The 24,594-nt window shown below is 61.7% G+C and carries 23 protein-coding genes; 15 read left to right on the top strand and 8 right to left on the bottom strand.

The features are described 5' to 3' along the window. The first annotated feature begins 607 nt into the window (after positions 1 to 607). Positions 608 to 994 (top strand): DUF6124 family protein, encoded by a 387-nt coding sequence (locus HU762_RS14275; RefSeq protein ID WP_186637975.1) that lies wholly within the window; start codon positions 608 to 610, stop codon positions 992 to 994. Positions 995 to 1,138: 144 nt separating this feature from the next. Here the strand turns inward: HU762_RS14275 and HU762_RS14280 are convergent, their stop codons facing one another. Then, entirely contained in the window at positions 1,139 to 1,855 is a 717-nt protein-coding gene (locus tag HU762_RS14280) for an SIMPL domain-containing protein (RefSeq protein ID WP_186637981.1), read from the bottom strand. Between the two features lie 240 nt (positions 1,856 to 2,095). On the opposite strand from HU762_RS14280, the gene HU762_RS14285 reads away from it, so the two are divergent. From HU762_RS14285 to HU762_RS14300, 4 genes are all read left to right on the top strand, one after another. After that, positions 2,096 to 3,358: an ATP-binding protein gene (locus tag HU762_RS14285; protein ID WP_186613364.1), complete on the top strand. Its 1,263-nt coding sequence runs from the start codon at positions 2,096 to 2,098 to the stop codon at positions 3,356 to 3,358. Next, positions 3,351 to 3,911: a response regulator transcription factor gene (locus HU762_RS14290; RefSeq protein ID WP_003177957.1), complete on the top strand. Its 561-nt coding sequence runs from the start codon at positions 3,351 to 3,353 to the stop codon at positions 3,909 to 3,911. Before HU762_RS14285 ends, HU762_RS14290 begins: the two co-directional genes overlap by 8 nt. A 92-nt stretch (positions 3,912 to 4,003) precedes the next feature. Further along, positions 4,004 to 5,731, top strand: coding sequence for an ABC transporter ATP-binding protein/permease (locus tag HU762_RS14295; RefSeq protein ID WP_186637983.1), 1,728 nt, complete (start codon positions 4,004 to 4,006; stop codon positions 5,729 to 5,731). 119 nt (positions 5,732 to 5,850) lie between these two features. Continuing rightward, on the top strand, positions 5,851 to 6,597 hold the full coding sequence (locus HU762_RS14300; protein ID WP_186613367.1) for a FadR/GntR family transcriptional regulator: 747 nt from the start codon (positions 5,851 to 5,853) through the stop codon (positions 6,595 to 6,597). A gap of 222 nt (positions 6,598 to 6,819) precedes the next feature. Here the strand turns inward: HU762_RS14300 and HU762_RS14305 are convergent, their stop codons facing one another. Continuing rightward, positions 6,820 to 7,200 (bottom strand): hypothetical protein, encoded by a 381-nt coding sequence (locus HU762_RS14305; RefSeq protein ID WP_189664395.1) that lies wholly within the window; start codon positions 7,198 to 7,200, stop codon positions 6,820 to 6,822. Positions 7,201 to 7,568: 368 nt separating this feature from the next. Here HU762_RS14305 and kdgD point away from each other — a divergent pair, with 368 nt between their 5' ends. From kdgD to HU762_RS14330, 5 genes are all read left to right on the top strand, one after another. Then, a complete protein-coding gene (gene kdgD, locus HU762_RS14310; protein WP_186637984.1) occupies positions 7,569 to 8,480 on the top strand; it encodes a 5-dehydro-4-deoxyglucarate dehydratase in 912 nt (303 codons plus the stop codon). A gap of 129 nt (positions 8,481 to 8,609) precedes the next feature. Further along, on the top strand, positions 8,610 to 10,055 hold the full coding sequence (locus HU762_RS14315) for an aldehyde dehydrogenase family protein (RefSeq protein ID WP_186637987.1): 1,446 nt from the start codon (positions 8,610 to 8,612) through the stop codon (positions 10,053 to 10,055). Between the two features lie 85 nt (positions 10,056 to 10,140). Continuing rightward, positions 10,141 to 11,505: an MFS transporter gene (locus tag HU762_RS14320; protein ID WP_186637990.1), complete on the top strand. Its 1,365-nt coding sequence runs from the start codon at positions 10,141 to 10,143 to the stop codon at positions 11,503 to 11,505. A 12-nt stretch (positions 11,506 to 11,517) separates the two neighbouring features. Beyond that, positions 11,518 to 13,071 carry a galactarate dehydratase gene (gene garD, locus HU762_RS14325; RefSeq protein WP_186637993.1) on the top strand — a complete coding sequence of 518 codons (1,554 nt, stop codon included), beginning with the start codon at positions 11,518 to 11,520 and terminating at the stop codon, positions 13,069 to 13,071. 148 nt (positions 13,072 to 13,219) lie between these two features. After that, the gene (locus tag HU762_RS14330) at positions 13,220 to 14,161 is read left to right on the top strand and encodes an AEC family transporter (RefSeq protein ID WP_186637995.1); all 942 of its coding nucleotides are present in this window, start codon (positions 13,220 to 13,222) and stop codon (positions 14,159 to 14,161) included. Positions 14,162 to 14,175: 14 nt separating this feature from the next. Here the strand turns inward: HU762_RS14330 and HU762_RS14335 are convergent, their stop codons facing one another. From HU762_RS14335 to gatC, 6 genes are all read right to left on the bottom strand, one after another. Further along, on the bottom strand, positions 14,176 to 14,556 hold the full coding sequence (locus tag HU762_RS14335; protein ID WP_003177973.1) for a carboxymuconolactone decarboxylase family protein: 381 nt from the start codon (positions 14,554 to 14,556) through the stop codon (positions 14,176 to 14,178). Continuing rightward, positions 14,553 to 15,614 (bottom strand): calcium/sodium antiporter, encoded by a 1,062-nt coding sequence (locus tag HU762_RS14340; RefSeq protein ID WP_186638412.1) that lies wholly within the window; start codon positions 15,612 to 15,614, stop codon positions 14,553 to 14,555. Before HU762_RS14340 ends, HU762_RS14335 begins: the two co-directional genes overlap by 4 nt. Before the next feature lie 49 nt (positions 15,615 to 15,663). Then, the gene (locus HU762_RS14345; RefSeq protein ID WP_186637997.1) at positions 15,664 to 16,041 is read right to left on the bottom strand and encodes a septal ring lytic transglycosylase RlpA family protein; all 378 of its coding nucleotides are present in this window, start codon (positions 16,039 to 16,041) and stop codon (positions 15,664 to 15,666) included. Between the two features lie 134 nt (positions 16,042 to 16,175). Beyond that, positions 16,176 to 17,621, bottom strand: coding sequence for an Asp-tRNA(Asn)/Glu-tRNA(Gln) amidotransferase subunit GatB (gatB, locus tag HU762_RS14350; protein ID WP_186638000.1), 1,446 nt, complete (start codon positions 17,619 to 17,621; stop codon positions 16,176 to 16,178). Positions 17,622 to 17,631: 10 nt separating this feature from the next. Next, positions 17,632 to 19,083: an Asp-tRNA(Asn)/Glu-tRNA(Gln) amidotransferase subunit GatA gene (gene gatA, locus HU762_RS14355; RefSeq protein ID WP_186638003.1), complete on the bottom strand. Its 1,452-nt coding sequence runs from the start codon at positions 19,081 to 19,083 to the stop codon at positions 17,632 to 17,634. 16 nt (positions 19,084 to 19,099) lie between these two features. Then, a complete protein-coding gene (gene gatC / locus HU762_RS14360) occupies positions 19,100 to 19,387 on the bottom strand; it encodes an Asp-tRNA(Asn)/Glu-tRNA(Gln) amidotransferase subunit GatC (RefSeq protein ID WP_186613387.1) in 288 nt (95 codons plus the stop codon). A gap of 214 nt (positions 19,388 to 19,601) precedes the next feature. Between gatC and mreB the strand changes: the two genes are divergently transcribed. From mreB to rng, 5 genes are all read left to right on the top strand, one after another. Continuing rightward, the gene (mreB, locus tag HU762_RS14365) at positions 19,602 to 20,639 is read left to right on the top strand and encodes a rod shape-determining protein MreB (protein WP_002555108.1); all 1,038 of its coding nucleotides are present in this window, start codon (positions 19,602 to 19,604) and stop codon (positions 20,637 to 20,639) included. Between the two features lie 141 nt (positions 20,640 to 20,780). Beyond that, positions 20,781 to 21,902 carry a rod shape-determining protein MreC gene (mreC, locus tag HU762_RS14370; protein WP_186638414.1) on the top strand — a complete coding sequence of 374 codons (1,122 nt, stop codon included), beginning with the start codon at positions 20,781 to 20,783 and terminating at the stop codon, positions 21,900 to 21,902. After that, positions 21,899 to 22,387: a rod shape-determining protein MreD gene (gene mreD, locus HU762_RS14375; RefSeq protein ID WP_186638006.1), complete on the top strand. Its 489-nt coding sequence runs from the start codon at positions 21,899 to 21,901 to the stop codon at positions 22,385 to 22,387. Before mreC ends, mreD begins: the two co-directional genes overlap by 4 nt. 43 nt (positions 22,388 to 22,430) lie before the next feature. Then, positions 22,431 to 23,027: a Maf family protein gene (locus tag HU762_RS14380; protein WP_186638008.1), complete on the top strand. Its 597-nt coding sequence runs from the start codon at positions 22,431 to 22,433 to the stop codon at positions 23,025 to 23,027. Positions 23,028 to 23,083: 56 nt separating this feature from the next. Beyond that, a complete protein-coding gene (gene rng / locus HU762_RS14385; RefSeq protein ID WP_186613392.1) occupies positions 23,084 to 24,541 on the top strand; it encodes a ribonuclease G in 1,458 nt (485 codons plus the stop codon). Positions 24,542 to 24,594 lie beyond the last annotated feature (53 nt).

Raw genomic sequence — 24,594 nt, forward strand, 5'->3', positions numbered from 1 at the left:
CGGTGATCCTAGGTCACGTCAATGCCCGGGACGCAAAAAACGGCTATGTTTCAATCAAAGTGTCACCTATGTGAATGCACTTTTTTGTAACCCATGTGGTTGTTCCGTACACTTGCCCCACCACTCGGCACCTCGCCTAGGCTCGGTGTGCCTGAACGCAGGCATTGCTCCGTGGGCCGCCGCGAAGGGCCATCCATGGCCCAGCGCGGCTAACCCGGCATCCATGCCGGGTTGCCCACTGCGCAATACCTGCGTTCAGCCATCGTGGTTAACGGGGCCCCCAGATCAAAAGCCGGGCCGAGGCGGCCTAATAGCCGACCTGGCTCTCCCGCTCGTACACCCGTCAGCCCAGCGGGAGCAAGCTCCCTCGCCACGGGTTTTGTATCGAGCCGTCAGGCGGCTGTGTCCTTCGAAAGGGTAGGAACGTTCGGGCTTGGATAACGAAATATCCGACATGTTTTTAGGGTTGTCCCTCGGAAGTTGGCTCTCTAACCTTTGAATGTCGCTGCGAAACAGTGACCAGGAGTGGGAACCTGAAATTAATAGGGTCGTAAGCCTCACGACCGTAACGGCGAGTGATGGCTCCAATTTCATCAGGAGCATGCACATGAACAAAGGAAAGAATGAGCCAAATTTCAACCGAACAAACCCTCTAGCCGAATTCGACGCCGTCGAAGACCTGCTAAAAGACCGCGCCGCTGCCGATCGGGCGCTCAACCATTATCTCAATCCAAAACCTGCAGAGCCGGCTACCGATCCGCGCATCGACAGCCTGTTTTCCGTCACGGCCAAAGCCGACGCCGACACCTTACTGACCAGCACCTCCGAAACCCTGGCCTCGATAAAAGCCATGGCCGAAGACCTGGCCTTCGAAGTGGAGGGCACCCGCCGCAGTGTGGCGTTGGGGATTCATCAGTTGGTGGAGTTGTGTCAGTTGCTGGTGGACAAGGCGTTGGATCAGCTTGAAGCACCAGCCACCCCGGCCGAAGTGTAGCCGGAGGGAAATTATGATCGTTCCCACGCTCCGCGTGGGAATGCCTCTACGGACGCTCTGCGTTCGGCTTTGGAAGGGACGCAGAGCGTCCCGGGCTGCATACCCACGCGGAGCGTGGGAACGATCGGGACCACCGCTGATCATTTACTGCATCAACACCTCAACCACCCCATCCGCCGTCATTGTCACCTTGCTGGTGCCTGCTTCCACTTCCGGCGTGACCGACTCAGCATCCATGGACGCCGCTTTCATCATCATTTGCGGGCGCATGTACGGTTGCGGATAGCCGTTGGTGTTGAAGTTCAGGTTGACGATCTTGTAGCCCTTGCCACCGAGGGCTTCGGTGGCGAGTTGGGCGCGGGCCTTGAAGGCGTTGACGGCGTCTTTGAGCAGGGCGTCTTCGCTGCTTTGGCGGGTGGCGGTGGCGATGGCGAAGTCCATGCCGGCCATTTTCAGGTCGCCCAGCAATTCGCCGGTGAGTTTGGACAGGGCGGCGAAGTCGGCGCTTTCCAGGCGCAGTTCGGCGCGTTCGCGCCAGCCGGTGATTTTCTGGCCCTTGTTGTCGTAGATCGGGTAGCTGTTGCGGCTGCCCTGGCGCAGGTTGATGTCCTTGACTTGCTTGGCCTGGCCGATGGCTTTGTTCAGCGTGGTGCTGACGGCGGCGGCCAATTTGGCCGGGTCGGTGTTCTGTTCCTCGGTGTAGAGGGTAACGATCATCAGGTCGCGGGCCACTTCCTGGCTGGCTTCGGCGCGCAGGGAAATCTGATTGTAATGAAGCTCATCGGCGGCCAGGGCCGGCAGGCTGGCGACGGTGCCCAGGCTGAGGGCGAGCAGGGCGGCGGGGCGACGGAACGTGTGCATGAAAGCTCCTTGGGATGATGCGCAGGGGTAGGTTCCAGGCCTGCGTGAACGATAAGACTCTAGCGTTTATGGTCCGGTTCGCACAGTTACAACTTCTATACAGACTGCTTTGTGATGGGCTTTTGTGCCGAGGGAGAGGTAGGCTCCGGGGCTGTGGCGCTTTGCCGCACAGCTGCCGCTGCCACCCGCGCCTTGGTTATACTCCGTGCGATCCGCCTGGAGCGCTCATCAGGAGAGCTCATGCTCGCCCCTTTGCAAATGACTTCCGCTTCGCGCCAGAACCTCTGGCGCCTGACATTTATCCGCATTCTGGTCCTCGCGGCGCAGGCCGGTTCTGTGGGGCTCGCCTATTGGTTCGACCTGCTGCCGCTGCCGTGGCTGCAACTGGCGATCACCCTGGCGTGCTCCAGCGTGCTGTGCGCGTTGACGGCGATTCGCCTGCGCACGTCCTGGCCGGTGACCGAACTTGAATATGCCGTGCAACTGGCCTGCGACCTGTTTATCCACAGCGCGCTGCTGTATTTTTCCGGCGGCTCCACCAACCCCTTCGTCTCGTATTACCTGGTGCCGCTGACTATCGCCGCCGTGACGCTGCCGTGGCGTTTTTCGCTGATCCTGTCCGGCATCGCCCTGGCGCTATACACCTTGCTGCTGGCACGGTTCTATCCGCTGGAAACCTTCCCCATCGCTCGGGAAAACCTGCAGATCTACGGCATGTGGCTGAGTTTCGCCTTGGCCGCAGCGGTCATTACGTTTTTTGCCGCGCGCATGGCTGAAGAGTTGCGCCGTCAGGAAGAGTTGCGGGCGATCCGCCGCGAAGAAGGCCTGCGGGACGAACAATTGCTGGCCGTGGCGACCCAGGCCGCCGGCGCCGCCCATGAACTGGGCACGCCGTTGGCGACCATGAGCGTGCTGCTCAAGGAAATGCGCCAGGACCATAAAGACCCGGCGTTGCAGGAAGACCTCAGCGTGTTGCAGGACCAGGTCAAGCTCTGCAAGGAAACCCTGCAATACCTGGTGCGGGCGGCCGAGGCCAACCGCCGGTTGGACATCGACATGCAGGCGGTCACCTTCTGGCTCGACGATGCCCTGAACCGCTGGCACCTGATGCGCCCGGAGGCCAGTTATCGCTTCCAGTGCCTGGGCAAGGGCACGGTGCCGCGCATGGCACCGCCGCCCGACTTGACCCAGGCGCTGCTGAATCTGCTGAACAACGCCGCAGACGCCTGCCCCGAGGGCTTGGAAGTGGTGTTGGATTGGGATGCCTATGAGCTGACGATCTGCATCCGCGACCATGGCGCCGGTGTGCCGCTGGCGATTGCCGAGCAGATCGGCAAACCGTTTTTCACCACCAAGGGCAAAGGTTTTGGCCTGGGCCTGTTTTTGAGCAAGGCCAGCGTGACACGCGCTGGCGGCTCGGTGAAACTCTACCCCCATGAGGAAGGCGGCACGCTCACCGAGCTGCGCCTGCCCCATGCCGACCGAGGAGACGAATATGAGTGACGAGATCCAAGTCGACGGCGAAGAACTGCCGCACCTGCTGCTGGTAGATGACGACGCCACCTTCACCCGCGTCATGGCTCGGGCCATGTCCCGGCGCGGCTTTCGCGTCAGCACCGCCGGTTCCGCCGAAGAGGGCCTGACCATCGCCCAGGCCGACTTGCCCGACTACGCCGCCCTCGACCTGAAAATGGACGGCGATTCGGGCCTGGTACTGCTGCCCAAGCTGCTGGAGCTGGACCCGGAAATGCGCGTGGTGATCCTCACCGGTTATTCGAGCATCGCCACCGCTGTCGAAGCCATCAAGCGCGGTGCCTGCAATTACCTGTGCAAACCGGCGGACGCCGATGACGTACTGGCCGCGTTGCTGTCCGAGCACGCCGACCTCGACACCCTGGTGCCGGAAAACCCCATGTCGGTGGACCGCCTGCAGTGGGAACACATCCAGCGCGTGCTGACCGAGCACGAAGGCAACATCTCCGCCACCGCTCGCGCCCTGGGCATGCACCGGCGCACCCTGCAGCGCAAATTGCAGAAGCGTCCGGTACGTCGCTGAACCTGCGCTGAACGAATGCTGTCCACCCTCGCGACACATCGGGCCGTTGCTTTATGATCGGCCCGAGTTTTCCCTTTATCGAGCCTTAAACCATGAATCAGAACGCTGAATATTCCGCGGTCAATGACGCGGTGCGCGGCCAGTTTTTCCGCCGTGTCTGGCAAATGACCACGCCGTACTGGCGCAGTGAGGAGAAGGGCAAGGCCTGGACGCTGTTGATCGCTGTCATCGCGCTGTCGTTGTTCAGCGTGGCGATCTCGGTGTGGATCAACAGTTGGTACAAGGATTTCTACAACGCCCTGCAAGAGAAGGACAGCGTGGCGTTCTGGCGGTTGATCCTGTATTTCTGCGGCATCGCGGCGGTGGCGATCCTCGGTGCGGTGTACCGCTTGTACCTCACGCAGATGCTCACGATCCGCTGGCGGGCCTGGCTCACCGAGCAGCACTTCGCTCGCTGGCTCAACGACAAGAATTATTACCGGCTGGAGCAGGGCGGCTATACCGATAACCCGGACCAGCGGATTTCCGAAGACCTCAACAGTTTCACCAGCAACACCCTCGGCCTGGGCCTGGGATTGCTGCGCACGGTGGTCAGCCTGGTATCGTTCTCGATCATCTTGTGGGGCGTGTCCGGCAGCATCGAAGTGTTCGGCTACACCATCCCCGGCTATATGTTCTGGGCTGCGCTGGTGTATGCGGCGGTAGGCAGTTGGCTGACGCACCTGATCGGCCGTCGCCTGATCGGCCTCAATAACAACCAGCAGCGCTTCGAAGCCGACCTGCGTTTCTCCATGGTGCGGGTGCGTGAAAACGCCGAGAGCATTGCGCTGTACAACGGCGAGCCGAACGAGAACCGGCGCCTGAGCGGTCGTTTTGGCCTGGTCTGGCATAACTTCTGGGACATCATGCGCGTGTCCAAGCGCCTGACGTTCTTCACCTCTGGCTATGGCCAGATCGCAATCATCTTCCCGTTCATCGTTGCTGCGCCACGCTACTTCGCCGGCAAGATCCAGCTGGGCGAGCTCATGCAGATCAACTCGGCGTTCGGCAACGTGCAGGAGAATTTCAGCTGGTTCATCAGCGCTTACTCTGACCTTGCCGCGTGGCGCGCCACTTGCGACCGTTTGCTGAGCTTCCGCCAGGCGATGAGCGACAACGAAGACCGCGTACCGGCGATCGATGTGCAGAACCAGGGCAACGAATTGAAGGTGCGCGAGCTCGGGCTGGACCTGGCCGACGGTCGCCATCTGCTGACCCACGCCGAACTGAATGTAGAGCCGGGCGAGCGAGTGATGCTCAGCGGTCGTTCCGGCAGCGGCAAATCCACCTTGCTACGGGCGATGGGGCATCTGTGGCCTGCCGGGCATGGCAGCATTCTGTTGCCTTCGGCGCGTTACCTGTTCTTGCCGCAGAAGCCCTACCTGCCGATTGGCAGCCTGCGCGAAGTGTTGAGTTATCCACAGGCCGGTGATATCTACCCCAACGAACGTTATGCACAGGTGCTCGAAACCTGCCGTCTGCCGCACCTGGTTTCGCGGTTGGACGAAAGCAACCACTGGCAGCGCATGCTCTCGCCCGGCGAGCAACAACGCTTGGCTTTCGCTCGCGCATTGCTTTATGCACCGCTCTGGTTGTACATGGACGAAGCGACGTCGGCGATGGATGAAGAGGACGAGGCGACGCTGTACCAGGCGTTGATCGACCAGTTGCCGGGCTTGAGCATCATCAGCGTCGGCCACCGAAGCAGTCTGAAACGTTTCCATGCGCGACATGTGCGTATTGAAAATGGCCAACTGGTGGAGCAGGCCGTTGTTGCCTGACTGTCATTGACGAACACTGTTGTGGCGGCAATTTTCCATAAGGCCGCCACGTACGGTGATCGTACAACCACGTTGCGCTATGATGGTGCCATTCAGCCGCTTGCCGAGACACAGAAACCATGGAAAACCCGATCGACGTCCCACGTCTTCCTCGTAAGCGCCGCAGCCTGGCGCAGGAGCTGGTGACGGTGCTGTCCGAGCAGATTCGTGACGGCCTGCTCAAGCGCGGCGATAAACTGCCGACCGAGTCGGCGATCATGGAAGCCCATGGCGTCAGCCGCACGGTGGTGCGCGAGGCGATTTCGCGCTTGCAGGCGGCCGGCCAGGTGGAAACCCGCCATGGCATTGGCACCTTCGTGCTGGACACGCCCAGCCCGAGTGGCTTTCGCATCGACCCGGCGACGGTGGTCACGTTGCGCGATGTGCTGGCGATCCTGGAATTGCGTATCAGCCTGGAAGTGGAGTCGGCTGGCCTGGCGGCACAACGCCGCAGCGACGAGCAACTTGCCGCGATGCGCGCGGCACTCGACGCCTTGAACGAAAGCGCGGCCCACGCCAGTGACGCGGTGGCCTCGGACTTCGCCTTCCACTTGGAAATCGCCCTGTCCACCGGCAACCGCTACTTCACCGACATCATGACCCACCTGGGCACCAGCATCATCCCGCGCACCCGGCTGAACTCGGCGCGCCTGGCCCACGACGACCACCAGCACTACATGGATCGCCTGAGTCGCGAGCATGAGGAAATCTACGAAGCCATCGCCCGCCAGGACTCCGACGCGGCCCGTGCGGCCATGCGTTTGCACCTGACCAACAGCCGCGAACGGCTGCGCCAGGCTCATGAAGAGGCGCAGGCGCAGGGCTAGCTTCTGTCAGTTGAGATGGAGTAAGTCACTCTGTGGCGAGGGGATTTATCCCCGCTGGGGTGCGAAGCAGCCCCGAAACTGACACCTCTGTGTGTCAGCTCGAATTGAGGCGCCGCCTCTGGGGGTTGCTGCGCAACCCAGCGGGGATAAATCCCCTCGCCACAGGGAATGTATCCGGCTTTATATCTGTGTGCTTGCCTGACAAACAATAGGTGTGCAGAGCTACGCCTTGATCTGCAGTATTTGTGGCGCTGATGTTTCGGAGTCCCATCCGTTTGCGTAATCGAATGTGTAACGAAGCTCAACCGATTTGCCTTTGAACTGTTTCAGCTCGTCGCTTGAAAATGTCAGTGTCACGTCCTTGCGTAACTCAGGCGTCTCGAAGTTATCCGGGTGAGTCTCGGGAGTCTTTTCAACGAGCATGGATTGTTCTGCGCCTACCTGCTTAGGGACCGACACCGTGAGATGGACAGTCGACTCTGGTGAGTTCTCTGCATTTGGAATCCGCACGGTTAACGTCTTCATCTTTGACAAGGACACCGTGACCTTCTCAGCATCTGCATCTGGCACACCCTCGAGCACGGGCTTCTTAAACGTCGTCATGATGTCACTCCCTGTGAGGCAGCCCTGATTACTGCGTACGGGCGACTCAAGATTGAGAAAAAGGACCTGCGGCCGGGCCTCGCACGGCCATACGTGGGTTATCCCCCCATGCCGTAACGGCGCCTACTGGCAGAGTTGACAGTGACGACGAGCGGTCCTGATGCTCGTCCGGCAAGTTTCATCCGTCTTCCAATCTCCTTCAAAGCCCCGGTTTGGAAGGCTGCAAGGCGATTTTCCCTGGGCCAGAACCCGACAAAAGACGAAATGCAGTTGACGTTCCTATTTTAAGTTGTACGATGACTTACAACTTCTCAACGAAGCTGAACCGTTTCCTACAACACAACATTTGCGTCCAGGGTGTTCGAATAATGAATCCACAAGAACTGAAGTCCATCCTCTCGTCTGGCCTGCTGTCGTTCCCGGTCACCGATTTCACTGCCAATGGCGATTTCAATCGCGACAGCTACATCAAGCGCCTCGAGTGGCTGGCCCCGTATGGCGCCTCTGCTTTGTTCGCAGCGGGCGGCACCGGTGAATTCTTCTCCCTGGCCGCCAGTGAGTATTCGCAAGTCGTCAAGACCGCCGTCGATACCTGCGCCACCAGCGTGCCGATCCTTGCCGGTGTCGGCGGTGCGACCCGCCAGGCCATCGAATACGCTCAGGAAGCCGAGCGCCTGGGCGCCAAGGGCCTGTTGCTGCTGCCGCACTACCTGACCGAAGCCAGCCAGGACGGCGTAGCCGCCCACGTTGAAGCCGTGTGCAAATCGGTGAAGATCGGCGTCGTGGTCTACAACCGCAACGTCTGCCGCCTGAACGCCACCCAGCTGGAACAACTGGCCGAGCGTTGCCCGAACCTGATCGGCTACAAAGATGGCCTGGGCGATATCGAACTGATGGTGTCGATCCGTCGTCGTCTCGGCGATCGCTTCAGCTACCTGGGCGGCCTGCCGACCGCTGAAGTCTACGCCGCGGCCTACAAGGCCCTGGGCGTTCCGGTCTACTCCTCGGCGGTGTTCAACTTCATCCCGAAAACCGCGATGGACTTCTACCACGCCATTGCCCGCGAAGATCACGAAACCGTTGGCAAGATCATCGACGACTTCTTCCTGCCATACCTGGACATCCGCAACCGCAAGGCCGGTTATGCAGTGAGCATCGTCAAGGCCGGCGCGAAAATCGTGGGCTATGACGCCGGTCCTGTGCGTACGCCGCTGACCGATCTGCTGCCAGAAGAATACGAAGCACTGGCCGCGCTGATCGACAAGCAAGGCAAGCAGTAACAGACCCGACAAGGCCGCTGAGTAATCAGCGGCTTTTTGCGTATGGCTTGATCGTTTCCACGCGCTGCGTGGGGATGCAGCCAGGGACGCCCTGCGTTCCTCGACAGTTTTTGTAGAAGGAGTAGCTCCGTGGCAGATTCAAAGCGTTTCGATCACTACATCAACGGTCAATGGGTGGCCGGTGCTGACTATTGCGCCAACATCAACCCATCTGACTTGTCCGATGTCATCGGCGAATACGCCAAGGCTGACGCAGCCCAAGTCAACGCCGCCATCGACGCCGCCCGCGCCGCGTTCCCGGCCTGGTCGACCTCAGGCATCCAGGCGCGTCACGATGCGCTGGACAAAGTCGGCAGCGAAATCCTCGCTCGCCGCGAAGAACTCGGCCAGCTGCTGGCCCGGGAAGAGGGCAAGACCCTGCCCGAAGCCATCGGCGAAGTGACCCGCGCCGGCAATATTTTCAAATTCTTTGCCGGTGAATGCCTGCGCCTGTCGGGCGATTACGTGCCGTCGGTGCGTCCGGGCGTCAACGTTGAAGTGACCCGCGAAGCCCTGGGTGTGATCGGCCTGATCACCCCATGGAACTTCCCGATTGCCATTCCCGCGTGGAAAATCGCCCCGGCCCTGGCCTACGGCAACTGCGTGGTGATCAAGCCCGCCGAGTTGGTGCCGGGTTGTGCCTGGGCGTTGGCCGAAATCATCTCCCGTGCCGGTTTCCCTGCCGGTGTGTTCAACCTGGTGATGGGCAGCGGCCGTGTGGTCGGCGACGTGCTGGTCAACAGCCCGAAAGTCGACGGCATCAGCTTCACCGGTTCCGTGGGCGTAGGTCGGCAGATCGCGGTCAATTGCGTGTCGCGCCAGGCCAAGGTCCAGTTGGAGATGGGCGGCAAGAACCCGCAGATCATCCTTGACGACGCCGACCTCAAGCAGGCCGTCGAGTTGGCGGTGCAGAGCGCGTTCTACTCCACCGGCCAGCGTTGCACGGCGTCGAGCCGCCTGATCGTCACCGCCGGCATCCACGACAAGTTCGTCGCGGCCATGGCCGAGCGCATGCAGTCGATCAAGGTCGGTCATGCGTTGAAGGCCGGCACCGATATCGGGCCGGTGGTTTCCGAAGCCCAGCTCAACCAGGACTTGAAGTACATCGACATCGGCCAGAGCGAAGGTGCGCGGCTGGTGAGCGGTGGCGGCGTGGTGACCTGCGACACCGAAGGTTACTTCCTGGCGCCGACCCTGTTCGCCGACAGCGAAGCCTCGATGCGCATCAGCCGCGAAGAAATCTTCGGCCCGGTGGCCAACATCGTGCGCGTGGCTGACTACGAGGCGGCGCTGGCGATGGCCAACGACACCGAGTTCGGTCTCTCGGCCGGTATTGCTACCACCTCGTTGAAATACGCCAATCACTTCAAGCGCCATTCCCAGGCGGGCATGGTGATGGTCAACCTGCCGACCGCTGGCGTGGATTACCACGTGCCGTTCGGCGGGCGCAAAGGTTCGTCCTATGGTTCGCGTGAGCAAGGTCGCTACGCGCAAGAGTTCTACACCGTGGTGAAGACTTCCTATATCGGTTCGTAAAACGCAACAACGGTCGGCGCCGCGCAACGGCGTCGACCGCATAAATTGATTTCCCGTATAAAAATAAATAGTGGAAGTAGATTACATGCAAGAGACCAAGCCGACCCGCGTCCGCTATTTGATCCTGCTCATGTTGTTCCTTGTGACGACGATCAACTACGCTGACCGCGCGACTATCGCCATCGCAGGCTCCAGCCTGCAAAAAGACCTCGGCATCGATGCCGTCACCCTCGGTTATATCTTCTCCGCTTTCGGCTGGGCCTACGTGGCCGGGCAGATTCCTGGCGGCTGGCTGCTCGACCGTTTCGGCTCGAAAAAAATCTATGCCTTGAGCATTTTCACCTGGTCGCTGTTCACCGTGCTGCAGGGCTATGTCGGTGAATTCGGCATGTCCACGGCCGTGGTTGCGCTGTTCATGCTGCGCTTTCTGGTGGGGTTGGCCGAAGCGCCTTCGTTCCCGGGCAACGCACGAATCGTCGCCGCCTGGTTCCCTACCGCAGAACGCGGCACCGCCTCGGCGATCTTCAACTCGGCGCAGTATTTTGCCACCGTGTTGTTCGCACCGCTGATGGGTTGGATCGTCTACCGCTTCGGCTGGCAGCACGTGTTCATCGTGATGGGCGTGATCGGTATCGTATTCTCGCTGGTCTGGTTGAAAGTGATCTACAGTCCGCGTCAGCACCCAATGATCAACGAAGCCGAGTTCAATCACATCGCCGCCAACGGCGCGATGGTCGATATGGACCAGGACAAGGGCAAGGACAAGAAAAGCGACGGTCCGAAGTGGGATTACATCCGCCAACTGCTGACCAACCGCATGATGCTCGGCGTTTACCTGGGCCAATATTGCATCAACGGCATCACCTACTTCTTCCTGACGTGGTTCCCGGTGTACCTGGTGCAGGAACGCGGCATGACCATCCTCAAGGCCGGTTTCATCGCGTCCTTGCCGGCAATCTGCGGATTCATCGGCGGCGTGCTCGGCGGGGTGATTTCCGATTACCTGCTGCGCAAGGGCCATTCGCTGACCTTCGCTCGCAAGGCGCCGATCATCGCCGGCCTGCTGGTGTCCAGCAGCATCGTGGCGTGCAACTACGTCGACATCGAATGGATGGTGGTGGGCTTCATGGCCTTGGCCTTCTTCGGTAAAGGCGTCGGCGCACTGGGCTGGGCCGTGGTCTCCGATACGTCGCCAAAACAGATCGCCGGTTTGAGCGGTGGCCTGTTCAACACCTTTGGCAACCTGGCGTCGATTACCACGCCAATCGTCATCGGCTACATCATCAGTTCCACTGGCTCGTTCAAATGGGCGTTGGTGTTTGTCGGTTGCAACGCGCTGATGGCGGTGTTCAGCTATCTGGTCATCGTGGGCCCGATCAAGCGCGTGGTGCTCAAGGAACCAGCGGCCAAGGATGCCGATCTCTCCAGCCTGTCTGAAGCCAAATCCTGAGGAGCGGCGTCGATGAATCTGATTGAACATGCCGATTCGCCCCGTTACATCCGCCTGAACGAGCGGGACAACGTGGTGATCGTCGTCAACGACCAAGGCGTACCGGCCGGGACTGAATTCCCGGACGGCCTGGTCACCGTCGACTTCGTGCCACAAAGCCACAAAGTTACCCTGGAGGACATTCCCGAGGGTGGCGAGGTGATTCGCTACGGCCAGGTCATTGGCTATGCGCTGCAACCGATCCCCCGTGGCAGCTGGGTCAAGGAAGACCAGCTGCGCATGCCCACCGCGCCACCGCTGGACAGCTTGCCGCTGTCCACCGATGTGCCGGTGGCCGATGCGCCGCTGGAGGGCTACACCTTCGAGGGTTATCGCAACGCCGACGGCACTGTCGGCACGCGCAATATCCTGGGCATCACCACCACGGTGCAGTGCGTGACCGGCGTGCTGGACCATGCGGTCAAGCGCATCAAGGACGAGTTGCTGCCCAAGTACCCGAACGTCGATGACGTGGTGGCGCTGACCCACAGCTACGGCTGCGGCGTGGCGATCACCGCCACCGACGCGTACATCCCGATCCGCACCGTGCGCAACCTGGCGCGCAACCCGAACCTGGGTGGCGAGGCGCTGGTGATCAGCCTGGGCTGCGAGAAATTGCAGGCCGGGCAGGTGATGCATGAGGGCGACAGTTCGGTGGATCTCAGCGAGCCATGGCTATATCGCTTGCAGGATTCCAGTCACGGTTTCACCGAAATGATCGAGCAGATCATGGAGCTGGCCGAGACGCGCCTGAAGAAGCTCGACCAGCGTCGCCGCGAAACCGTGCCCGCTTCGGAACTGATCTTGGGCATGCAGTGCGGCGGCAGCGATGCGTTTTCCGGCATCACCGCCAACCCGGCCCTGGGCTATGCCTCGGACCTGTTGTTGCGGGCCGGTGCGACGGTGATGTTCTCCGAAGTCACCGAAGTACGCGATGCGATCTACCTGCTGACCTCCCGGGCGCAAACCCGCGAAGTCGCCGAGGAGCTGGTGCGCGAAATGGACTGGTACGACCGTTACCTGGCCAAAGGCGAAGCCGATCGCAGTGCCAACACCACGCCGGGCAACAAGAAGGGCGGGTTGTCGAACATCGTCGAGAAGTCCTTGGGCTCGATCGTCAAGTCCGGCAGCAGCGCGATCAACGGCGTGCTCGGCCCGGGCGAGCGGTTCAAGCAAAAGGGCCTGATCTTCTGTGCCACGCCGGCCAGCGATTTTGTCTGCGGCACGCTGCAATTGGCGGCGGGCATGAACCTGCATGTGTTCACCACCGGTCGCGGAACGCCGTATGGCCTGGCGATGGCGCCCGTGGTGAAGGTCTCGACCCGTACTGAACTGGCCCAGCGCTGGCCCGACCTGATCGACATCGACGCCGGCCGGATCGCCACTGGACGCGCGAGCATCGAAGAGTTGGGCTGGGAGCTGTTCCACTACTACCTGGACGTGGCCAGCGGAAAGAAGCAAACCTGGGCCGAGCGGCACAAGCTGTACAACGACATCACGTTGTTCAACCCAGCGCCGATTACCTGATCCTGGCCTTGGGGGGTAGCGATTGATCGTTCCCACGCTCCGCGTGGGAATGCGTCCCTGGCTGCATTTCCACGCAGAGCGTGGGAACGATTGGTGGAAAGTGGCCTATTATTAGCCACCTAACGACACGCCTCTCAAGGTCCCCGGCATGCTGGCAATTTTCCTCGAAACCCTGAACATCACCGCGCCGGTGTTTGCCATGCTGTTTTTGGGGACGTTGCTCAAACGCATCTACTGGATCAACGACAACTTCATTCACATCGCCTCGTCCCTGGTGTTCAACGTCACCATGCCGGCGTTGTTGTTCCTCGGCATCTTGCACGCCGATCTGCACGCAGCACTGCAACCCGACCTGCTGATCTATTTCTCGATTGCTACCCTGGTGAGTTTCGCCATGGCGTGGGGCTGGGCGATCTGGCGCTGCCCGCGGGAAGATCGCGGCATCTACACCCAAGGTGCGTTTCGCGGCAACAACGGGGTCATCGGCCTGGCGCTGGCGGCGAGCATGTACGGTGACTACGGGATTTCCCTGGGCGCGATCCTCGCTGCGTTGGTGATCCTGTTCTACAACACGCTGTCGACCATTGTGCTGGCGGTCTACAGCCCGGTGATCAAGTCCGATCCGTGGAGCATCTGCAAAAGTGTGGTCAGCAACCCGTTGATCATCAGCGTGATCGTCGCCGCGCCGTTCGCCTATTGGCAGATCGGCCTGCCAAACTGGTTCGAGACCTCGACCAAGTACCTGGCGCAAATGACCTTGCCCCTGGCGCTGATCTGCATCGGTGGCACGTTGTCGCTGGCGGCCTTGCGCAAGAGCGGCAAGATGGCCCTGAGTTCGAGCCTGGTGAAAATGGTCGGCCTGCCGCTGGTGACGACCTTGGGCGCCTGGCTCTGGGGCTTTCGTGGGGCGGAACTGGGGATCCTGTTCCTCTACTTCGGCAGCCCCACCGCCGCCGCCAGCTTCGTCATGGCCCGGGCGGCGAATGGCAACCATGAACTGGCGGCGGCGATCATCGTCATCACCACGTTGATGGCGGCGATTACCACTAACCTGGGGATTTTTGTGTTGCAGTGGGGTGGGTGGATCTAGCCTTCAATCGCCGGTCACTCAGGCTTCTGATAACTATCGATCACTTCCTGCGCCGCCCGGAACGCATCGATCGCCGCCGGCACGCCCGCGTACACCGCGCAGTGCAGCAACGCCTCGCGAATCTCTTCCACCGTGCAGCCATTGTTCAGCGCGCCACGCACGTGGCCTTTGAGTTCCTGCGGGCATTTGAGCGCGGTGAGGGCGGCGAGGGTGATCAGGCTGCGGGTTTTCAGCGGCAGGCCTTCGCGGCTCCAGACGCTGCCCCAGGCATGCTCGTTGACGAAGTCCTGCAACGGCTGGGTGAATTCGGTGGCGTTGCCCAGGGCTCGGTCGACGAAGGCGTCGCCCATGACTTGGCGACGCATGTCGAGGCCGGTCTTTGGCGTGTCGGTCATGGTAAATCCCTCTTGTGGTGTTGGCGGCGCCAGGCGCGCGAGGACGTGAACAGCAGGAACGCGAACAGGGCGGGCAGCACGTAGAACAGCATCAGCCGTTCCAGCTGGCCGGCCAATGGCATGCCGGTGGTGAACGACACCACGTGCAGCCCGTAGGCGAGGTACAGCCCCAGGAACAGCAGGCCCTCGGCGCGGGTGACGCGATAGCCGGAATAGAACACCGGCAGGCACAACACCGCCACGCCGAGCATCACCGGCAAGTCGAAGTCCAGGGCATTGGGCGAGACCGACAGCGGCGACGGGGCGGCGAGGGCGGTCACGCCCAGCACGCCGAGCAGGTTGAACAGGTTGCTGCCGATCACGTTGCCTACCGCGATGTCCCGCTGGCCGCGCAGGGCGGCGATCAGCGAGGTGGCAAGTTCCGGCAGCGAAGTGCTGACGGCGACAATGGTCAGGCCGATGATGCGCTCCGACAGTCCCAGGTCGCTCGCCACTTCCACGGCGGCGCCCAATAGCAGGTTCCCGGCGAAAACCAGCATCGTCAGGCCCGACACGATCATCATCAAGCTCTTGAGCCACGACATGCGGGCCACGTCCACGCCCACCGGATGCGGTCGTCCCGAATGTCGGGACTGGCGCAGCAGCAGGCCCAGGTACACCGCCAGGGCCATCAGCAGCAGTGCGCCGTCCAAGCGGGTCAGCTCTTCGTTCCAGGCCAGCACGAACACCAGCAGGCTGGCGCCGATCATCAGTGGAATATCCAGCCGCACCAACTGACGCGAGACGCGCAACGGGATGATCAGTGCCGACAGGCCGAGAGTTACCAGGATGTTGAAGATACCGCTGCCGATCACACTGCCCACGGCGATGTCGGCGTTCTGGGCGAGGGTCGCCTGCAGGCTGACGGCCATCTGCGGCGCGCTGCTGCCGAAGGCGACGACGGTCAGGCCGATGATCAACGGCCGCACCTGCAAGCGGGCCGCCAGGCCGACGGCGGCGCGCACGAGCAGCTCGGCGCCGGCGATCAGCAACAGCAGGGCGCCGAACAATTCGATCAGGCTGAGCAGCGGTAGGGCGGTGAGTAGGGAAATGGCCGGGCTCCGTCTATCAATCGTCGAGGGCTTGCACGCGCACCCGCGCGGTGCCGCTGCGCAGCATGCCCAATTGTTCGGCGGCGGCGCGTGAAACGTCGATCAAGCGACCGCGGGTATACGGGCCGCGATCGTTGATGCGCACCACGACGCTGTCGTTGTTTTTCAGGTTGGTGATTTTCACCCGCGTGCCGAACGGCAACTGGCGATGGGCGGCGGTCAGGCCGTGCTGGTCGAAACGCTCGCCGCTGGCGGTGCGCTTGCCATGATGCCTGGCACCGTAATAAGAGGCGACGCCGGTCTGGTCGTAGCCGTGTGGATCGACCGTCCCGCTCTGGCTGGCGCAACCGGCCAGCAAGGACAGCAGGGCGCAGGCGCCGAGGAGACGCTTCATTCGATGACCCCATGATCGTTCCCATGCTCTGCGTGGGAATGCAGCCCGTGACGCTCTGCGTCACAAAAAGCGGACGCGGAGCGTCCAGTGAGGCGTTCCCACGCAGAGCGCGGGAACGATCACCATCCATTAAGTCAGCCTTCGAGCTTGCTTTTGAGCAGTTCGTTGACCTGTTGCGGGTTGGCCTTGCCCTTGGAGGCTTTCATGGCCTGACCGACGAAGAAGCCGAACATCTTGCCACGCTTGGCTTCGTCCGCCGCGCGGTATTGCTCGACCTGTTCGGCGTTGGCCGCGAGCATTTCATCGAGCACGGCGCTGATCGCCCCCGTGTCGGTGACCTGCTTCAAGCCGCGCTTCTCGATGATCTCGTCGGCGCTGCCTTTACCATTGGCCATGGCTTCGAACACCATCTTGGCGATCTTGCCGGAAATGGTGTTGTCCTTGATCCGCAGCAGCATGCTGCCCAGTTGCTCGGCCGAGACCGGCGACTCATCGATTTCCAGGCCCTGCTTGTTCAACAGGCTGCCCAACTCGACCATCACCCAGTTGGCCGCCAGCTTGGCATCGCCGCCGATGCTCACGACTTTTTCGAAGTAGTCGGCTTGTTCGCGGCTCGTGGCCAGGACGTTGGCGTCATAGCTCGACAGGCCGAACTGCGCCTGGAAGCGCTCGCGTTTCTGCGGCGGCAGTTCCGGCAGGGTGGCGCGTACGTCATTGAGGAACGAGTCCTCGATGATCACCGGCAGCAGGTCCGGATCGGGGAAGTAACGGTAGTCGTTGGCTTCCTCCTTGCTGCGCATCGGACGGGTCTCGTCCTTGTTCGGGTCGTACAGGCGGGTCTGCTGGATGACCTTGCCGCCGTCCTCGATCAGTTCGATCTGGCGCTGGATCTCGGTGTTGATCGCCTTCTCGATGAAGCGGAACGAGTTGACGTTCTTGATCTCGCAGCGGGTGCCGAACTCGACCTGGCCCTTGGGCCGGATCGACACGTTGCAGTCGCAGCGCAGCGAGCCTTCGGCCATGTTGCCGTCGCAGATGCCCAGGTAGCGCACCAGTGCATGGATCGCCTTGACGTAGGCCACGGCTTCCTTGGCGCTGCGCATGTCCGGCTCGGAGACGATTTCCAGCAGCGGCGTGCCGGCACGGTTCAGGTCGATGCCGGTGGCGCCGTTGAATTCTTCGTGCAGGCTCTTGCCAGCGTCTTCTTCCAGATGCGCACGGGTGATGCCGACGCGTTTGACGGTGCCGTCTTCCAGGGCGATGTCCAGGTGGCCCTTGCCGACGATCGGCAATTCCATCTGGCTGATCTGGTAGCCCTTGGGCAGGTCCGGGTAGAAGTAGTTCTTGCGGGCGAACACGTTGTGCTGGCCAATCTCGGCGTCGATCGCCAAGCCGAACATTACCGCCATGCGCACCGCTTCGGCGTTGAGCACAGGCAGTACGCCGGGCATGCCCAGGTCGACGAGGCTGGCCTGGGTGTTGGGCTCGGAGCCGAACGTGGTCGAGCTACCGGAAAAGATTTTCGATCGGGTGGTGAGCTGGGTATGTATCTCCAGCCCGATCACGACTTCCCATTGCATGTGTTTCTCCTCAGAAGCCGGTTGGGGTGCGGGTGTGCCAATCAGTGTTCAGCTGGTACTGATGAGCGACATTGAGCAGGCGGCCTTCCTGGAAATACGGCGCGAGCAGCTGCACGCCCACCGGCAGGCCATCGACGAAACCGGCCGGCATGGACAAGCCTGGCAAGCCGGCGAGGTTGGCGGTGATGGTGTAGACGTCTTCCAGGTAGGCAGCGACCGGGTCGCTGTTCTTGGCGCCGAGTTTCCAGGCCGGGTTCGGCGTGGTTGGGCCGAGGATGATGTCGACCTCGTTGAAGGCGGCCATGAAGTCGTTTTTTACCAGGCGGCGGATTTTTTGCGCCTTGAGGTAGTAGGCATCGTAGTAGCCAGCGGACAGCGCGTAGGCGCCGACCATGATCCGGCGTTGCACTTCGGCGCCGAAGCCTTCGCCACGGGAGCGCTTGTACAGATCGATGAGGTTTTGCGGGTTCTCGCAGCGATGGCCGAAGCGCACGCCGTCGAAGCGCGAGAGGTTCGAGGACGCTTCCGCCGGGGCGATCACATAGTACGCCGGGATGGCGTGCTGCATGTTCGGCAGGCTGATTTCCTTGATCACGGCGCCGAGCTTTTCCAGCGCCTTGATGCTGTCTTGGATCAGCTCGGCGATGCGCGGGTCGAGGCCGGCGCCGAAGTATTCCTTCGGTACGCCGATGCGCAGGCCTTGCAGCGAGCCGTTGAGGCCGGCGCTGTAGTCCGGCACCGGCTCATCGATGCTGGTGGAATCGTTCGGGTCGAAGCCGGCCATGCCTTGCAGCAGGATCGCGCAGTCTTCGGCGGTGCGCGCCAGCGGGCCGCCCTGGTCGAGGCTGGAGGCGTAGGCGATCATGCCCCAGCGCGAGACGCGACCGTAGGTCGGCTTGAGCCCGGTGAGGTTGGTGAACGCGGCTGGCTGGCGGATCGAGCCGCCGGTGTCGGTCGCGGTGGCAGCGGGCAACAGGCGCGCGGCCACGGCGGCGGCGGAACCGCCGGACGAACCGCCCGGGACATGTTCCAGGTTCCACGGGTTTTTCACCGCGCCGTAGTAGCTCGACTCGTTGGCAGAACCCATGGCGAATTCGTCCATGTTGGTCTTGCCCAGGGTCACGGTGCCGGCGGCGGCCAACTTGGCGACGACGGTGGCGTCGTACGGCGCCTTGAAGTTATCGAGCATCTTCGAGCCGCAACTGGTGCGGATGCCCTGGGTGCAGAACAGGTCTTTGTGGGCAATCGGCGCACCGAGCAGGGCGCCGCTCTCACCGTTGGCGCGACGGGCGTCGGCGGCCTTGGCCTGGCTCAGGGCCAGTTCTTCGGTGAGGCTGATGAAACTGTTGAGCTGCGGGTCGAGCTGGGCGATGCGCGCCAGCAGGGTCTTGGTCAGCTCTTCGGAAGAAAACTTTTTATCGGCGAGTCCGCGGGCGATCTCGGCCAGGGTCATGTGATGCATGAGAGGCTCTTTCCCTTTAGTCGATGACTTTCGGAACCAGGTACAGGCCGTTTTCGACCGCAGGTGCGATGGACTGGTAGGCCTCGCGATTATTCGACTCGGTGACGACGTCGGCGCGCAGGCGCTGGCTGGCTTCCAGTGGGTGGGCCAGCGGTTCGATACCGTCGGTATCGACCGCTTGCATCTCGTCGACCAGCCCTAGAATGCTGTTCAGGGCAGCAGTAATGTGTGGAAGATCGGCTTCATTGAGGCCCAAGCAGGCCAGATGAGCGATTTTTTCCACGTCGGAGCGTTCAAGCGCCATGGGATTCTCCAGTGGAAAACAAAACGGACGCAGTCTGTCCGTGTGTTAGATTGTCGGAACACTACCGCATTTCTACGGGTCTATACCCGCGATTGTGGGGTTTGGTGCACAGAAAAGCGGCCAATTTAACATATTGGCGCCTTGCCCAAAATCCCTGTCGTTGTTAGAGTTTGCCGCACTTTTTTACCCACGCGTTGCCTAGGGTCCCTTTCCCATGTTCAAGAAACTGCGTGGCATGTTTTCCAGCGATCTTTCCATCGACCTGGGCACTGCCAACACCCTTATTTACGTGCGCGAGCGCGGTATCGTCCTGAATGAACCCTCGGTCGTGGCTATCCGCACCCACGGTAACCAGAAGAGTGTCGTGGCTGTCGGTACGGAAGCCAAGCGCATGCTGGGCCGTACGCCGGGCAACATTGCAGCCATTCGCCCTATGAAAGACGGCGTGATCGCCGACTTCAGCGTCTGCGAAAAGATGCTGCAGTACTTCATCAACAAGGTTCACGAAAACAGTTTCCTGCAGCCCAGCCCTCGCGTGCTGATCTGCGTGCCGTGCAAATCCACCCAGGTGGAGCGTCGCGCCATCCGTGAATCGGCCCTCGGTGCCGGTGCCCGCGAAGTGTTCCTGATCGAAGAACCAATGGCCGCAGCCATCGGTGCCGGCCTGCCGGTGGAAGAAGCGCGCGGTTCGATGGTCGTCGACATCGGTGGTGGTACCACCGAGATCGCCTTGATCTCCCTCAACGGTGTGGTCTACGCCGAGTCCGTGCGTGTGGGCGGCGACCGTTTCGACGAAGCGATCATCACCTACGTGCGCCGCAACTACGGCAGCCTGATCGGCGAATCCACCGCCGAGCGCATCAAGCAGGAAATCGGCACGGCCTACCCGGGCGGTGAAGTGCGCGAAGTCGACGTACGCGGTCGCAACCTGGCCGAAGGCGTTCCACGGGCGTTCACCCTCAATTCCAACGAGGTGCTCGAAGCGCTGCAAGAGTCACTGGCGACCATCGTCCAGGCCGTCAAGAGCGCCCTGGAGCAGTCGCCGCCGGAACTGGCCTCGGACATCGCCGAGCGCGGCCTGGTGCTGACCGGTGGTGGCGCGCTGTTGCGTGACCTCGACAAACTGCTGGCCCAGGAAACCGGCCTGCCGGTGATCGTTGCCGAAGACCCTTTGACCTGCGTTGCCCGCGGCGGTGGCCGTGCGCTGGAAATGATGGACAAGCACACCATGGACCTGCTCTCCAGCGAATAAGTCTGGCTGAGTGGTCTATGTTGTTTGCGCCCGGGCAGCACTTTGCAGTGCTGCCCGTTGGCGTTTATCTTCTGTCATTCGTATCCAGGCCGGTTTGATGCCGTATGAATAAAGAAAACATTTGCCTGGGAGGAGCGGCCTATTAAACCGCTTTTCGCCAAAGGCCCCTCACTGGGTGTGCGCCTTCTGGTGTTGACCGTGCTGTCGGTCGCGCTGATGGTGGTCGACGCCCGTTTCACGCTGCTCAAGCCAGTGCGCAGCCAGATGTCGCTGGTGTTGATGGAGTCCTACTGGATCACCGACCTGCCGCAACGGTTGTGGCAAGGTGTGGCCAGTCAGTTTGGCAGCCGGACCGAACTGGTCGCCGAAAACGAAAAACTCAAGACCGAAAACCTGCTGTTGCAGGGGCGCATGCAGAAGCTGGCGGCCCTCACCGAGCAGAACGTGCGGTTGCGCGAGTTGCTCAACTCCTCCGCGCTGGTCAACGAGAAGGTCGAAGTGGCCGAGTTGATCGGCATGGACCCCAACCCCTTCACCCACCGCATCATCATCAACAAGGGTGAGCGCGACGGCGTGGTCCTCGGCCAGCCGGTGCTCGACGCCCGTGGCCTGATGGGCCAGGTGGTGGAGTTGATGCCCTATACGTCCCGTGTCCTGCTACTGACCGATACCACCCACAGTATTCCCGTGCAGGTCAATCGCAACGGCTTGCGGGCGATTGCCAGCGGCACCGGCAACCCGGAACGCCTGGAGCTGCGCCACGTGGCGGACACTGCCGACATCAAGGAAGGCGACTTGCTGGTCAGTTCCGGCCTCGGCCAGCGGTTCCCGGCCGGTTATCCGGTGGCAACGGTCAAGGAAGTCATCCACGACTCCGGCCAGCCGTTCGCGATCGTGCGGGCAGTGCCGACGGCCGCGTTGAACCGCAGTCGCTACCTGCTGCTGGTTTTCAGCGACAATCGCACGCCTGAAGAACGCGCCAACGATGCGGCGGTGGCCCAGGAAGTCCAGGACCGGCAGGGTGGCGAATCGGCCGCTCCGGCCGCGCCAGCGCCTGTGCCTGTTCCGACCACGGTGCCCAAGCCCCAAGCAGCAACACCCGCTGCCACGCCCCCGGCCACGACGCCCCCGGCCGCACCTGCCGCGACCCCCGCCCGTCCAGCCGCCCATCAGCCGGCGACCCAGCCTGCAAGACCTGCAGCCAAACCGCCGGCCTCGACGCCCGCCACCGCGCCTGCCACTAGGGGAGCACGAGAAGAATGAGCAGTACTCGATCCGGTAACGGCTGGATGGTCTGGCTGACTTTCGCCATCGGCCTGCTGCTCAGCATTTCACCGCTGCCGCAGTTCATGGAAATCCTCCGGCCACTGTGGCTGGCCCTGTTGCTGGCCTTCTGGGCGTTGGCCTTGCCGCACAAGGTTGGCATGGTCACCGCCTGGTGCCTTGGCTTGGCCGAAGACGTGCTTTACGGCACGTTGCTGGGGCAAAACGCATTGATCCTGACGCTGATCACTTTCCTGGTGCTGTCGCTGCAACAACGCCTGCGGATGTTCCCGATGTGGCAACAGTGCCTGGTGATCCTGGTGATCTTTGGCCTGGCGCAGCTGGTACAGCTATGGCTCAGCGCGCTGACCGGCAATCGTCAGCCTACCCTGGCGCTGGTGCTGCCGGCCTTGGTCAGTGCCTTGCTCTGGCCGTGGATAAGCTTCGGTTTGCGTGGCTTGCGCCTGCGTTTCAAAATCAACTGATTCGGTCAGGCATTGGCCCGCACCTTGGAAGGGAGATGTCTTGATGAAACCGCTTTACCTCGCCTCAGGTTCGCCGCGTCGGCGTGAGCTGCTTGCGCAGATCGGCGTGCCGTTCACCGCCATCAGCGCGGACATCGACGAAACTCCCCTCGATCAAGAAACCCCATCGGCCTATGTCGAACGCCTGGCGCGTGGCAAGGCCGAGGCCGGGCGACACGCCTTGGCGTCTGACGTCGAGGGCTGCGTGCTCGGGGCCGACACCGCCGTGGTGTTGCAGGGACGAATTCTCGGTAAACCAGTGGATCAGGCTGACGCCCTGTCGATGCTCCTGAGCCTGTCCGGTCGCGACCATGAAGTGCTGACCGCCATTGCCGTTGTGGACGGCCAGCACTGCGAAACCCGGGTGGTTCGCAGCCGGGTGTGCTTTCGCCTCATCACCGAACAGGAAGCGCTCGCCTATTGGGCCAGCGGCGAACCTCGGGACAAGGCGGGCGGCTATGGTATCCAGGGCCTGGGCGCGGTGTTCGTCGCCGGACTGGAAGGCAGTTATTCAGCCGTGGTCGGCCTGCCACTGTGCGAAACCGCAGAACTACTCGGCCATTTCGGCATACCCTGTTGGCAAACCTTGAGCGCGCGCTGAGCGCCGTCTGACTTGATGCGGCCATAATCGTGAATACGCCTGAACGAGACCCTGCCATGAGTGAAGAGATCCTGATCAACATCACGCCGATGGAATCGCGCGTAGCGGTGGTTGAAAACGGTGTCCTGCAAGAGGTTCACGTCGAGCGCACGCAAAAGCGTGGCATTGTCGGCAACATCTACAAGGGCAAGGTGGTGCGGGTGTTGCCGGGCATGCAGGCAGCGTTCGTCGACATCGGCCTGGACCGCGCAGCGTTCATCCATGCGTCGGAAATTTCCATGCGCGAAGGGCCGGCGGTGGAAAGCATCAGCGCGCTGGTGCATGAAGGCCAGAGCCTGGTGGTGCAGGTCACCAAGGATCCTATCGGCTCCAAGGGCGCGCGGCTGACCACCCAGTTGTCCATTCCGTCGCGTTACCTTGTGTACATGCCACGCACTGCCCACGTCGGCATTTCGCTGAAGATCGAAGACGAAGGCGAGCGTGAGCGTCTGAAGAAGGTCGTCAGCGACTGCGTGGAAAAAGAAGGGATCAAGGAGGCCGGTGGCTTCATCCTGCGCACCGCCGCCGAGGGCGCCGGAGCCGACGAGATCCTGATGGATATCCGCTACTTGCGAAGGCTTTGGGACCAGATCGCCGTGCAGATCAAGACCATCGCCACGCCCAGCGTGATTTACGAGGACCTTGGCCTGGCGCTACGGACCCTGCGGGACCTGGTCAGCCCCAAGATCGAGAAAATCCGCATCGATTCCCGGGAAACGTTCCAGAAGACCACGCAATTCGTCGCCGAGCTGATGCCTGAAATCGCCGACCGTCTCGAGCATTATCCTGGCGAACGGCCGATTTTCGACCTGTACGGCGTAGAAGACGAAATCCAGCGCGCCCTTGAACGCAAGGTGCCGCTCAAGTCTGGCGGTTACCTGGTGGTCGACCCGGCCGAGGCGATGAGCACCATCGACGTCAATACCGGGGCGTTTGTCGGCCATCGCAACCTCGAAGAAACTATCTTCAAGACCAATCTTGAGGCGGCCACGGCCATCGCCCGGCAACTGCGCCTGCGCAACCTGGGCGGAATCATCATCATCGATTTCATCGACATGGAAGATGAAGAGCATCAGCGCCAAGTGCTGCGTACCCTGGAAAAGCAACTCGAGCGCGATCACGCCAAGACCAACATCATCGGCATCACTGAGCTGGGCCTGGTGCAGATGACCCGCAAGCGCACCCGCGAAAGCCTTGAGCAGGTGCTCTGCGAGCCCTGCAGCAGCTGCCAGGGGCGAGGCAAGCTGAAGACTCCGGAAACCGTGTGTTACGAAATCTTCCGGGAAATTCTCCGCGAGGCACGCGCCTACCAGGCGACGGGCTATAGAGTGTTGGCTAACCAGAAAGTGGTGGACCGCCTGCTCGATGAAGAGTCCGGCAACGTCGCGGAACTGGAAGCCTTTATCGGCCGCACGATTCGCTTCCAGGTGGAAACCATGTATTCCCAGGAACAATACGACGTGGTGTTGCTCTGAAGTCGCATGGATGGCAAGGCCGCGCAATTGAATGCCTTTGCCAGGGGGGACTG

It is taken from the genome of Pseudomonas sp. SWRI92 (assembly GCF_014268685.1).
Taxonomy (GTDB): domain Bacteria; phylum Pseudomonadota; class Gammaproteobacteria; order Pseudomonadales; family Pseudomonadaceae; genus Aquipseudomonas; species Aquipseudomonas marvdashtae.